Source organism: Nostoc sp. 'Lobaria pulmonaria (5183) cyanobiont' (assembly GCF_002949795.1).
GTDB lineage: Bacteria > Cyanobacteriota > Cyanobacteriia > Cyanobacteriales > Nostocaceae > Nostoc.
In genome coordinates, this window is record NZ_CP026692.1 from 5,422,043 (window position 1) to 5,435,088 (window position 13,046).

Sequence of the window (13,046 nt, forward strand, 5' to 3'; positions counted from 1 at the left end):
TGTCTATTATTCTCTAGCAGAGGAATATGCTGGCTCAATTACCCTACCGCGTCTAATCAAGCGATCGCCTTTTAACAAAGCCGGCGTTAGAGTGACGTGATCTTTGGTATCGGGGTCAATACTTGGCTCAAAGTCAAAATACTCGCGATCGCTATGCGGGTCATTTGGTCGGTAAATTTGAGTATTAATTCCCTGAGACATTAAAATCTGTGGCAGAAGTTTCGCCAGTTCATGAGCCATTTGGGGTTTATCAAGTTTTGATGCGCCCATTAGCCTTTGCAGAAAATTTAATAGCTCTGGCAATTCTTCTATTGCTAAGTCGCCTTCATGTTTATTTGATTCTTCTACTCTAGCTACTGCTAGGTCGATAGTGTTGAGAGCATCGCCAAGGCAATCTAGAAATACTTTGCTATCAACTCGGAGAATCGGTTGGGGTAATTCCAATAGCCCTTCAGATATAGAATTATTTTGCTGGTTGTTTAATTCGAGTTGAAGTACAATTTCTAGTCCTATAAGTAGAGAGGTTAATAAGATAGCCATCCAAGCACCTGGGGTAGTTTTAGTTAAGGAAAACAACGAGCCTAAGATGCCGAGATAAACTAGTCCCTGTAGTAGTTTCAGGATTAATCTGCTCGAAAAAAACTTTGTACTTGGGTTAGTAATTTGCCTTTGCTCTGTTGGAGCCGCTTGAAGATAGTTAGCTGCTGCAAGAGTCGCGATAGACTGCCGCAGGGTATCCAGGAAAAAGGAAGCTAGACGAACTTGAGCCAAATTAAGCTTTTCAATATAAATTCTTTCGAGATTATCGAGTCGGTTTTGAACCAGTTTAACTATTTGCTCAATGCCGATTGTATTATCAATATCTGTCTGGAGTTGGTTGCGTTCTTCGCTAAAAAGTGAGGTGATTGTTTTCATTGCATTGATTAAGACTTTAACGTTATTAATTAGGAGTGAAATCAACACTCATTTTTTCATTTCACCCTGTAATTACATAATGACGGAATAATTCATAATTCCTAATTATGAATTAGGTTGATTGCAAATTACTACCCATCAAAAGGAGGAGCAGAATGTTTATCTGCGTGATTGCAGACTACGGCACAGGAGATCCGGCATTTACTGAAGTCACACAACGTCTGCTGATGACTTTTCCCCATGCCCAAATTCATTTGCTTTCGGTTCCAGCATTCAGTACCTTAGCAACGGGATTCTGGATTGCCCAACTGGGACTCAACCCTGGTCCTAGCGATAGCGATCGCCTAATTTATCACAACTGTGCGCCTCGTCAGGACGATCCTGAAGCTCGTCGAGACAATGAAGGTGAAGGACTAACTTATGCCCTTTTATCTAATGGTGTAAAAGTCGTGGGTGTGAATGCGGGCTACACTCTCTCCTTTATCAAAGACTATACAAAGGAGTTGCGAGCGATCAACGTTTCTCGTGGTGGATCGCAGTTTCGCTCACGGGATGTGTTTCCTCCGGCTGCGGCTGCCATTATGAATGAAGATTTTAGCATTTTGGGAGATAGCTTGAAGAGTGAGCAAATCCCAGATGTTCCACCAGATCGAATTGCCTGGATTGATGGCTACGGCAACATCAAAACAACTATCGGGGCCCATACACTTAATTTGGAGCCTCAAAGCAAGATCGTGATCCGGATTGGAGATGTGGTCAGCGATGCAGTGTATTCTGATGGCAGTTTCAAGGTGTCTGAAGGAACTTTAGCTTTTGCTCCTGGTAGTTCTGGTTGGTCAAAAGGCGATTCAGGAGAACCATTGCGCTTCCTAGAGTTATTTCTGCGAGGAGGGAGTGCTTGGGAACGCTTTGGTCGTCCCCGTGTGAATCAGCAAGTAACTCAAATTGCCTAAAATTTGGTAGTAGGCTTCTGTCTGTGGCTGAGTGCAGACTAACATTGTCAGTTGCCCTGACTAAAAGCGATTAGATTTGTGCCACACCGCCATCGACGAACAATTCAATGTCGGTAATATAACTGCTGTCGTCCGAAGCCAGGAACACGACAGCTTTTGCGACTTCATCCGATGTTGAATGGCATTCCCTTGGGAATGCCATTCAACATCGCCGTATGCATTTCGTCAGTTATCCCCAGGCGATCATCAACGTCTGTGGGGATAATCCCAGGGCTGACAACATTGACCCGGTCTTTGAGGTCAACCGACCAAGTGCGTGCGAATAGCGCACGGCTGCCTTAGTTGCAGCATAAACATCTATTCGTTCATAACTTATTTCCACTTTTCCCCGTCTACCCACACCCAAATCAATCAGCGATCGCTTTTAGTTTAAACTCCAGACTCTACCAAGTGAAAAAGAGCGATCGCTCCCCCATTTTCAACAGTAAACAAGAATAATCAACATCACGAAAGAGAGTGGCTACTTTACTTTCCCCTACAGTAGTCCTTATGATATTCCTCGTTCAGTTTTATGCCATATATCTATTATTTTAAGGTGAATTCGACGAAGCTAAAAAGCCACCGCAGTCAAAGCAGGAAAATCTTTAGAGTTAATAAGGTCACTAGTCAATTACGTTTTAAGCTAAAGCGCTGGCATGGTGGCGGATATGATCTTCAATAAAAGTGGCGATAAAATAATAACTGTGATCGTAGCCTTGTTGGTAACGTAAGTTTAGCGGCTGATTAACATCTGCACAAGCTTGCTCAAACACCTTTGGTAATAATTCCTCAGCTAAAAATTTATCAGCAGTCCCTTGGTCAATGAGAATTGAACTGTGATATCTTTGTTGTCTGACTAATTCACTAGAATCATAAGCACGCCAACTTTCTTGATTGCTGCCAAGATAACCACTAAAAGCTTTTTGACCCCAAGGACAACGCATAGGTGCAGCTAGAGGTGCAAAGGCTGATACTGATTTATAGAGTTCTGGGTTTCTGATTGCACAGACAAGCGCCCCGTGTCCCCCCATTGAATGACCGAAAATACCTTGTTTATCAGGTTGGGTGGGGAAATTTGCGTTAATTAAAGCAGGTAATTCCTCAACAATATAACTATACATTTGGTAGTTTTTACGCCAAGGTTCTTCTGTAGCATCAACATAAAAGCCTGCACCTGTGCCAAAATCCCAGTCGTCATCCTCACCTGCAATGCCAGTATTACGCGGACTAGTATCTGGTGCAACCAATATTAAACCGTACTCAGCCGCAAAGCGCTGCACTCCTCCCGCCTTAACCATAAAATTCTCTTCCGTGCAACTCAAACCAGATAGGAAATAGAGAATCGGCGCAGGTTTTTGAGTTGCTTGTGGTGGTTGATAAATACTAAAGCGCATTTCACCATTACAGGTTGAGGAGGGATGACTGTAAAAGCCGAGTTTGCCACCAAAGCAAATAAATTCGGAAATGAGGTTGAGGTTAGGCATTGGTTGTATTCTATTTCCTGAGCGGTTGTGGGAGAATGATTATTTTAGCGTAAGTTTAAATCTGTTCCTCTTGCCTGCACAACTTGGGGTAAAACTAGCGAGGAAAGTCCCCTGGTTGCACTCCCGGTAGGCCCCTACGGTGTACACACAAGTCGGAAAAACTTCATCTACCAAAGATTTGCGGTGAAGCAGCGCTCTTGGTAGGGTTTCCAACGCCAGATGCTTCACTTGGGGAGACCCCAAGACCGCACTGGCTCCTCCGCAGCCTACTGCTGTTAGCGGCGCAGGAGCGTCACCCGTTCGCGTAGCGTCTCCGATAGGAGAAGGGTGCGTTACGCTGGCGTGACAAAGCTAAATTGTTGCAATCATGGCATACGCATTTGTTATTTTGGCGTACGCATTTGTTATTTCGGTGAGCGCATTTGTTATTTTGGCGTACTCATTTGTTATTTTGGCATACGCATTTGTTATTTCGGCGGACTCATTTGTTATTTTGGCGTACGCATTTGTTATTTCGGCGTACTCATTTGTTATTTTGGCGTACTCATTTGTTATTTTGGCGTACGCATTTGTTATTTCGGCGTGTCCATAACGCATTCTACGAAACTACTAGAAGAGTTGAAACTAGGACTTACGCATTGACACAAAATACATAGTATGTAAGGCTTTAAAAACCACATCTGTCGTAGGGGCACAGCATTGCTGTGCCCCTACAGCGCGGGTTTACTGATCATCAAAGAACAATTAATAAAGGCTGAAACGACCTATTTTCGTGAAACATACTATGATTAATTTGTACAGTGCGTAAGTCCTAGAAACCTATGCTGGTCATACTTGTGTGTACACTGTAGCGGTAGGCCCAGAGCGCCACGGACTCGTTATCCGATTGTGAAAAAAGCTTTTAACAAGCCTAAGAAAGTATCTAAAAATACTGCCTAACTGCTTTTCATTTCTTTTATTGCTCTGAGTTCATTTCATTGTTCGACATGGAATCAATTGCTTCAAATGTCGAGCTATTTTTGCTTGCTTTAATCTAAACTCCAGTTAGAAGGATCGAGTTCTAAAAGCTGACAAAACTTAAAATAATCAACTTGAGAGTTAAATTCAACAGTCTAGTAGCCCTTCACGGCTACAATCAACTTAAGACCCAAAGGTTTGCTTCATTTTTGAAAGAAGCTTCGAGATGGACTCCCCATGAATAATAGAACCATGCATTGTTGCAAGGTACTTAATGGGTAGATTCTCTATTGCCTCAATCCCTCGAGTGAAGCTTTTTCCTTCAGACATAAACCCGACTTTTTGCTGAAAGTTAATGATAGATTCTGTAAGATCCTTTTCGGTAATCGGTTCCTCGAACTGACCAGGATGAGCCGCAAGATCGGAACAAAAAAGGATCTCCTCTTGCGGCTGATAGAATATACAACCCTCCCATCCATGAGGAAAATGAGGAGTTTCAATCAGTATGATATCTCTTTTACCCAAGGAAAGAGCAAAGTTATTCTTAAGAGCCGTTGTTGGTCGTAGTGCAAAGTCATCCATGTTCGATTGATTCAGAGGACTTACAATTGTTTTTGCTTGCGGCGCTGCTTCAAGCCATTGATTAAGCGCTCCGCACTCATCAGCCTCAAGGTGACATAAACCAATGTAATGAAGTTTTGAAGCATCGCAGACAGACGAAACAAGTTCATAAGTTTGCTCGAACCAATTTGAGCGACCCGTATGAATAAGCATCGGACGCTCATCAAGGATAAGGAATTGACTAAAAACAAACTTTTTATTATTAGAGATAGAAAGCTTATATATATTAGGAACTATCTCATCTATCCGCGTGAAGTTAGCATTGATGTGCGTAAACATTATATTTCTTTGGTTTCTTAAAAGACTTAGCTTTCAGTATAAATATTTAAAAGGGAGAATTGCTGAACTAAAATAAGAAGAATTGATTTGGGATGAATTTTCATAATCTGCCTCTAAATATTAAACTACTGTTTAACGATAGGTTTACAGCTTTTTATCGCGAAAAAGGGTGATAATAGCTATATTGTAAAAGTTTTGGATTAGGACAGTAGATTATGACATTGAAAAACACCTTTGGTGAATATAGTTTCGTTAGTAAAGTAGACGTTACCGATCTGGAAGCTAGTGTCAAATGGTATAAAGACAAACTCGGTTTAGTTCTTGAATCAAAATATGACACGCCTAGCTGGAGACAGTTTAGTATCCCTGATATTGAGCGCTTTGCAATTGGACTGAACTTAAGTAACTCTGTTGTTGCAGGTAGTACTGTTAGCACCTTTGTTGTAAAGGATATAGTTGCTGCTCGTCAAAGCCTTATTGAAAAAGGAGTTGAAGTTGGGCCAATTACAGATGTCGGTCACGGAGTTCAATTGTCTGTCTTTAAAGATATTGACGGAAACTTGTTGGGACTTCGGCAAAATCCGCAGTCTTAACTAGCTTATTGCTGAAATCGGGGATTTAGGTAGCAACTGAACTCATATTACTACCTAATCCTCAAGCTGTGCAGATAGCGCTTTAGATGTACGTGCGCTCAATGCCTTGCCTCCGAAACGCCAACCTGGTAGCGAAGTATATGCTAATTCAGCTTATACTGATTATACCGTCGATAATGATCTGGAAGAAAGTAGTCAAATATTCTTAAAAGTAATGCATAAGAGGAATTCCTTGCGTCAAGACCAACCCTAGAATCAATAGATCAAACAATCTACTCAACATGATATTGAAACCGTATTCAGTGGTATTACTGCTGTTTTTCCAAAATCTCTTCATGCTTGTACTTGGCTAGGGTTTTTACTGAAGATTGAAGCATTTATTTTTTCATTTACCATACAATAAGCATTTCTGAGATAAGTTAAATATTCGACGCTAAATAATTCAGTATTTAGATTTTTGTATTTAGTCAAAATTGACAGTTGAGCTACGTGTAACCGTCAACTTGTGATGGCGATCGCATGAATTGACGGATGCAAAAAAATCTAAAATTTAATAACTAGCAACTTGGGCTAATAGCGATCGCTCTGACCAACTTCGTCACAACCGTTAACGTTGGCATAGCAGTCCAAACTGCGGGCGTGTGATTGCGACGAGTTGTCGAGAGAGCTTTGCTTGTCAGATATTCCATTAGACTTATCCGCCAGACGTGCAGAATTCAGCATGAATTCTGACTCCTGACTCCTGAATTCTTTCTTATTAAAGTAGTAATTATTACTAATTATTACTAATTATTTTTTGAGGCTTTATCGCTTCTTAATAATATTTCAGAAAATATATCGATGTAATTAATATCTGCTACCAGCAAAATAGCGAAGAGAGAATGATTTTTCTGTTTGATAATTCTTGATGGTAAAAAATCAAGTTTAATTTTCAATAAATGATGGATGGATTATGCTTTCGTCCTGAAATCATTCAATCTATTTTCTCTTATTCAAGAGTTTCACAAACAATTAGATATCTAAACTTTAGCGGAGAACTGCAAGAACATGAATATTCAGAATACAGGCATCCTTTTCCTTGACTCCTCCGTTAATAACTATGAAATATTGCTGAAAAATGTTGTATCAGAAATTGAGGTAATAGTCCTTGAATCGAGCCAAGATGGGGTAGAGCAAATTACTCAAACACTTTTACAGCGCCGGAGAGTTGAAAGTGTCCACATTGTTTCTCATGGTTCTCCCGGTTGCCTTTATCTAGGTAATACCCAACTCAGTCTCAGCAGTTTAGAACGCTATACCCAAGAGCTACAAACTTGGTTCTCTCCATCTCTAATACTCTACGGCTGTAACGTCGCAGTTGGAGATGCAGGAGAGGATATTTTTGCAGAAGTTACACCAATTGACGGGAGCAAATATTACTGCTTCTACTACACCGACAGGTAATGCAGCCTTGGGAGGAGATTGGAATTTACAGGTTAAAGTCGGCAAAGATTTTTCAATGCCAGATCCTATAGCTTTGGCATTTCGACAAGAGACTATTTCTACTTATACAGGACTACTTGCTCCTGGAAACCTCGATACTACCTTTGGAGTTGGTGGTAAGGTGATTACAAATATTGGTGGTAGTGACACAGCTTATGCTGTTGCGATTCAAGCGGATGGCAAGATTGTAGTAGTAGGAGAAACCTACAACAGCAATGGTGACTTTGCGGTGGCTCGTTATAATCCAAATGGTAGCCTGGATAGCAGCTTTGGCAATAGCGGCAAGGCGATCGCAGATTTTGCTAACCAAACCGATAGGGCTTACAGTGTTGCCATTCAGTCAGATGGCAAAATTTTAATCGGCGGAATTACTTACAATGGCAACCAGGTTGATGCTGGTCTTGTACGCTACAACTCTAATGGCAGCTTGGATACCAGCTTTGGCAATGGCGGAAAAGTTGTTACAAACTTTGAGGGTAAAAACGAATGGATACAAAGCATTACCGTCCAGTCAGACGGCAAAATTATTGTGGGGGGATATCTTAACCCAAATGACGGTTCCCTCAATAATGACTTTGCCCTGATACGTTACAACTCAGATGGTAGTCTGGATACTAGCTTTGGTAATGGGGGTAAGGTTATTACTTCCATGAGCAACGGCCAAGACTTTATTGCAAGTATCCTGATTCAGCCAGACGGTAAGATTGTAGTGACTGGGAGTGCCATGAACATTAATGGCAACAATAATTTTATCCTGGCACGTTACAACTCTAATGGCAGTATAGATACTAATTTTGGCAGTAACGGTAAAGTAATCACAGACTTTCCTGGCACAGATGACTTTGCAAATAGTGTTGCTCTGCAATCTGACGGCAAAATTGTTGTGGCCGGATCTACTGGGAATATTGGTGCCAATGGAGATTTTGCTCTAGCGCGGTATAACTCTGATGGCACTCTGGACGCTAATTTTGGTAATGGCGGTAAGGTTGTTACAGATTTAGGCAGCAGCAATGATGTTGGTCAAAGTTTGGCTATTTTGCAGAATGGCAAAATTGTCGTGTCTGGGTTTGCCCAAAACGGAAGCGATCGCCGTGATTTTGCTTTAGCTGTCTACAACTCTAATGGCAGCTTAGATACCAGCTTTGGCAATAGTGGTAAAGTCATAACCCCCGTTGCCAGTAGTTATTCTCAAAATACTGCGGTTGCCGTTCAGTCTGACGGTAAGATTGTGGTTTCGGGAAGTGACAACGGTAACTTTCTTGTAACACGTTACGAGGCACCCTCTAATAATCTTCCCACTCCCTTGAATTTAACTTATTACAAACTAGCAACAAGCGACTTTCTCCAAGACTGGTCAAATCCTAATTTGATTACTACGGATGATGATTGGAGTAATTTACCCAATATCAGGGGTTTTCGAGGTGATGGTTTAGTTAGTAGCACGGGGACTAACCCACAAACAGTATTAGCTGATGGGTCTACAACTCCTGTTGATGTGAATGCTAATCAAAGTAATCCAAATACCTACACAAATAGCGGGATTACAGAATTTGCATTGAGCAATCCAACTATTGCCCTCAGAGGCTCATCAACCGCTACAGCACCGAATTTAGTTATTTATTTAGATGCTACTGGGCGGCAAAATCTCCAACTTAGCTTTACGCTACGTGATATAGACACCTCAACCCGCGATGCCATTCAATCTGTTGCTGTACAATACCGCATTGGAAATACAGGGAATTTCACCAACCTGCCAGCTGCTTTTGTACCCGATGCTTCTAATAACGCCTCAACCTCAGCGTCTTATGACGCACGTGAAGCACGGATAAGTGTCTTATTACCACCCGAAGTTACTAATCAGGCACAAGTTCAAGTTCGGTTTATTACTACTGATGCGAATGGAGAAGATGAGTGGATTGGGGTTGATGATATCAAGGTTACGAGTAAAGCTATTGGCACTAATCAGCCGCCAGTGGTGACAAACGATACTTATTTTGTCTCAGCCAATACTTCCTTGCAGACTGCTGCTGCGATTACATCGCTGACTTTAGATAGCGATCGCGGTAACTACATCGGTCAGAGTGATTACTATAGCTATACTCCCGCCACAGGTAAGTTTAACGCTGTTCGTGCTTACCCCACCAATCCCAGTAGCAACAACGGTATCCGCATCAGCTACTCTGAATCTGGAACTGGCGGCACATGGTGGGATCTTTCATTTGCAGCTCCATTTAACGCTCCACTTACAGTAGCCACTACATACACAGGTGCAGCACGTTTCCCATTTCAAACCTCTAATCAGCCTGGTTTAGATGTAGGTGGTGCTGGACGCGGCTATAACAACTTGACAGGCCAGTTTACAGTTAACCAAATCGTCTACGGTTCTGGCAGCGAAATTCTCAATTTTGATGCCACCTTCCAAGAATACGGTGATGGCGACCCTGCCAGCGAAAGTTTCAAAGGTCGCATTCAATACCGCGCTACTCCTAACAATTTATTTGCTGGTGTATTAACCAATGACACAGATAGCGAAAATACGGCACTAAAAGCAACCCTAGTGTCTGGGCCAAATAACGGTAGCCTTGTTTTTAATTCTGATGGGTCTTTTACTTACACTCCTAATGCTGGCTTTCAAGGTATTGATACATTCAGCTATAAAGCTAATGATGCGATGTCTACGACGGGCTACGCCTACGCAGATTCTAATATTGCAACAGTAACTTTAAATGTTGGTAATCAAGCGCCTACAGTTACTTTGCCCAGCACAAACCCCACTTACTTTGAAAATGCACCTGCTATCTTCATCGACCCGAATGCAACTGTCACAGACTTTGATTCCTTAAACTTCGATTCAGGTAAATTAACTGTTCGCTTCAGTAATGGCGGTACTCCTGATGACCGTTTTGCCATTCAAAATAGCCCGACAAATAAAATTGAATATTTTGGTACAAATGTTTTTTACAATACTAGCTTGATTGGTAATTACACTGGTGGCATCGGCATTCAAGATTTAGTCATCAACTTCAACTATAATGCTACGCCTACTGCCGTCCAAGCCTTGATACGCAGTATTAATTACGCCAATGTCTCTGAAAATCCCTCCACTACTCCCCGTCTTGTCAGCTTTGTATTGACTGATGGTGATGGCGGTACTAGTGCCACAGTTTCCAAGACGATTAACGTTACTGCTATTAATGATTCTCCTACAATCAGTTTGCCAGGAACTAATCCCACCTACACTGAAAACGACCCTGCTATCTTCATTGATCCTAATGCAACTGTTGCAGACCTTGATTCCCAAGACTTCGATTCAGGTAAATTGACTGTTCGCTTCAGTAATGGTGGAAGTGCTGACGATCGCCTCATGATCCAAAGCAACACAACAAATAAAATTCAAGTCAACAACAACACAAGCTTTTTGTACAATGGTAGCCTGATCGGTACTTTCAGTGGTGGTATTGGGACTCAAGACTTGGTAATCAACTTTACCTCTAAAGCTACGCCTACTGCCGTCCAAGCCTTGATACGTAGTATTAGTTACGCCAATGTCTCTGAGAATCCCGCTACTACTGGCCGTACTGTCAGCTTTGTGTTGACTGATGGTGATGGCGGTACTAGTGCTAATGTCTTTAAGGCGATTAATGTTACTGCTGTCAACCATTCTCCTATACTCAGTTTGCCAGGAACTAATCCCACCTATACTGAAAACGACCCTGCTATTTTCATTGATCTTAGTGCAACCGTCCTAGACCCTGATTCCCAAGACTTCGATTCAGGTAAATTGACTGTTCAATTCAGTAATGGCGGAAGTGCTGACGATCGCCTCATCGTCCAAAGCAGCACAATAAATAAAATTGCAGTCAACGACACAAGCATTTTGTACGATACTAGCTTGATTGCTACTTTCAGTGGCGGTATTGGCACTCAAGACTTGGTAATCAACTTTAACTCTAAAGCTACACCTGCTGCTATCCAAGCCTTGATACGCAGTATTACTTATGTCAACATCTCTGAGAATCCCTCCACTACTGCCCGTACTATCAGCTTTGTGTTGACTGATGGTGATGGCGGTACTAGTGCTACAGTTTCCAAGACTATTAACTTGACTGCTGTCAATGATGCCCCAGTTGTTACTGCAAATCAAAGCTTCAGCGTTAATGAAAATAGCAGTAATAACACGGTAGTTGGTACTGTAGTTGCTACCGATATCGAGGGAACTAGCTCATTTTCCAACTGGACAATTATTGATGGCAATCTCGATCTCGATGGAGATGGGAAAACTGCTTTTAGCATCAACCCCACTTCAGGACAAATTATTGTTAGCGATCGCGATGACCTTGACTTTGAGAGCCATCCTACCTTTCAATTACAAGTTACTGTCAGTGATGGCACTGATATAAGTGCTAAACAAGCGATCGCTGTCAATCTTAATGATGTCAGCGAAAAGACCATCTATGGTACGTCTTCAGGCAATAGGCTAAATGGCGGTACAACTGATGATACTATCTACGGCTATGCAGGAAATGACTACCTTTACGGTCATGATGGTAACGATCGCCTGATTGGTGGTACTGGCAATGACTACCTTTATGGCGGTAAAGGCGATGATATTCTCGACGGTGGTGATGGCATTGATTCGGTAAGTGAATCCGCCGATGTCAACTTTACCTTGACTAACACTCAACTAAGCGGTTTAGGTAATGATAGCCTGATCAATATTGAACGAGTAACATTGACAGGTGGCATTAGTAACAATACTTTAAATGCTTCATCATTCACGATTGCTAGTGTCTATCTTTATGGCGGTAATGGTAATGATAGTCTCTTAGGCGGCAGTAACAATGATTACCTGTACGGTCAGAATGACAGCGATCGCCTGATTGGTAATGCTGGCAATGACTACCTTTATGGTGGTGCAGGTGATGACATCCTGATTGGCGGCGCTGGCAACGATTTACTTTATGGACAAACAGGTGCGGATATTTTTGTTCTCGCATCAGGAAACGGCAGTGATACCATTTTTGATTTTAAGGATGGCATCGACAAACTTGGTTTATTCGGTGGTTTAACTTATGGCGCTTTAACTATCTCTGCAAGTAGTAATAAGACTTCTATTCGGATTACTTCCACAAATGAGACATTAGCTATTTTGAGCGGCATCAATCCCAGCTTGATTACAGAGAGTGGTTTTATACCAGTTCTCTAGAATATCCGTCTCCGTGTTGCCGCATCATTATTTTGGAATAGAGTTTATGAGTTTACCTCCAGAAATTTTAGAGGAAAAATCATAAACTCTTAAATCAAATCCACTCCCCCGCGCCTTACCTACGGTGTACACACAAGTCCTAAAAACCTAGCTTGATAAGACTTTTCTCGTTCTCGTTCCCAGTCTCAGACTGGGAATGCATTTATTGAGTTAGAGACTCAATGCCTGACTGGAGCCAGCAGTATCTAATAGCCATTACCATGCAGAGTATGGGAACGAGATAAACGTGGAAAATCAAGCTTTTTTCAACTTGTGTGTACATCGTAGATTAGAAATACGTGCTTTTGGCAATTTGGCATCCAAAGTTTTTCTATTGCAGTTTTAATTTATATATCAACAGGGTTACAGGGACATTGAGAAAATTCTACAAGGGATCAATTCCCGTCTCAAAATCCTACCCAATGGCCAGTTGTTGACGTTCACGCTCTCCGAACCACCTTAAGGTGGATGCAGCGCA

At 41.9% G+C, this 13,046-nt stretch carries 9 protein-coding genes and 1 pseudogene; 5 read left to right on the top strand and 5 right to left on the bottom strand.

The features are described from left to right. Positions 1-6: 6 nt before the first annotated feature. A complete protein-coding gene (locus NLP_RS24090) occupies positions 7-915 on the bottom strand; it encodes a hypothetical protein (protein WP_104910015.1) in 909 nt (302 codons plus the stop codon). A gap of 155 nt (positions 916-1,070) precedes the next feature. Between NLP_RS24090 and NLP_RS24095 the strand changes: the two genes are divergently transcribed. Next, positions 1,071-1,868, top strand: a complete 798-nt coding sequence (locus tag NLP_RS24095; protein ID WP_104908528.1) for an SAM hydrolase/SAM-dependent halogenase family protein — start codon at positions 1,071-1,073, stop codon at positions 1,866-1,868. 70 nt (positions 1,869-1,938) lie between these two features. On the opposite strand, the gene NLP_RS35155 is transcribed toward NLP_RS24095, so the two are convergent. The 3 genes from NLP_RS35155 to NLP_RS24115 all read right to left on the bottom strand — a co-directional run bounded on the left by NLP_RS35155 (position 1,939) and on the right by NLP_RS24115 (position 5,248). Further along, a complete protein-coding gene (locus tag NLP_RS35155) occupies positions 1,939-2,070 on the bottom strand; it encodes an SDR family oxidoreductase (protein ID WP_104908529.1) in 132 nt (43 codons plus the stop codon). 475 nt (positions 2,071-2,545) lie between these two features. Next, the gene (gene fghA / locus NLP_RS24105) at positions 2,546-3,391 is read right to left on the bottom strand and encodes an S-formylglutathione hydrolase (protein WP_104908530.1); all 846 of its coding nucleotides are present in this window, start codon (positions 3,389-3,391) and stop codon (positions 2,546-2,548) included. 1,140 nt (positions 3,392-4,531) lie between these two features. Next, the gene (locus NLP_RS24115) at positions 4,532-5,248 is read right to left on the bottom strand and encodes a hypothetical protein (protein WP_104908532.1); all 717 of its coding nucleotides are present in this window, start codon (positions 5,246-5,248) and stop codon (positions 4,532-4,534) included. 215 nt (positions 5,249-5,463) lie between these two features. Between NLP_RS24115 and NLP_RS24120 the strand changes: the two genes are divergently transcribed. Then, positions 5,464-5,841, top strand: coding sequence for a VOC family protein (locus NLP_RS24120; protein ID WP_104908533.1), 378 nt, complete (start codon positions 5,464-5,466; stop codon positions 5,839-5,841). 76 nt (positions 5,842-5,917) lie between these two features. Further along, positions 5,918-6,244, top strand: a pseudogene (locus tag NLP_RS36225) (IS982 family transposase); the annotation flags it as partial. Positions 6,245-6,411: 167 nt separating this feature from the next. On the opposite strand, the gene NLP_RS33530 reads toward NLP_RS36225, so the two are convergent. Further along, positions 6,412-6,564, bottom strand: a complete 153-nt coding sequence (locus NLP_RS33530) for a hypothetical protein (protein WP_158680512.1) — start codon at positions 6,562-6,564, stop codon at positions 6,412-6,414. 324 nt (positions 6,565-6,888) lie between these two features. Here NLP_RS33530 and NLP_RS35650 point away from each other — a divergent pair, with 324 nt between their 5' ends. Both NLP_RS35650 and NLP_RS35655 read left to right on the top strand, forming a co-directional pair. Then, positions 6,889-7,284, top strand: coding sequence for a DUF4347 domain-containing protein (locus NLP_RS35650; protein ID WP_104908534.1), 396 nt, complete (start codon positions 6,889-6,891; stop codon positions 7,282-7,284). Continuing rightward, complete coding sequence (locus NLP_RS35655) at positions 7,223-12,529, top strand: Ig-like domain-containing protein (RefSeq protein WP_158680513.1); 5,307 nt, start codon at positions 7,223-7,225, stop codon at positions 12,527-12,529. The genes NLP_RS35650 and NLP_RS35655 overlap by 62 nt, the downstream gene beginning before the upstream one ends. Positions 12,530-13,046: the final 517 nt, after the last annotated feature.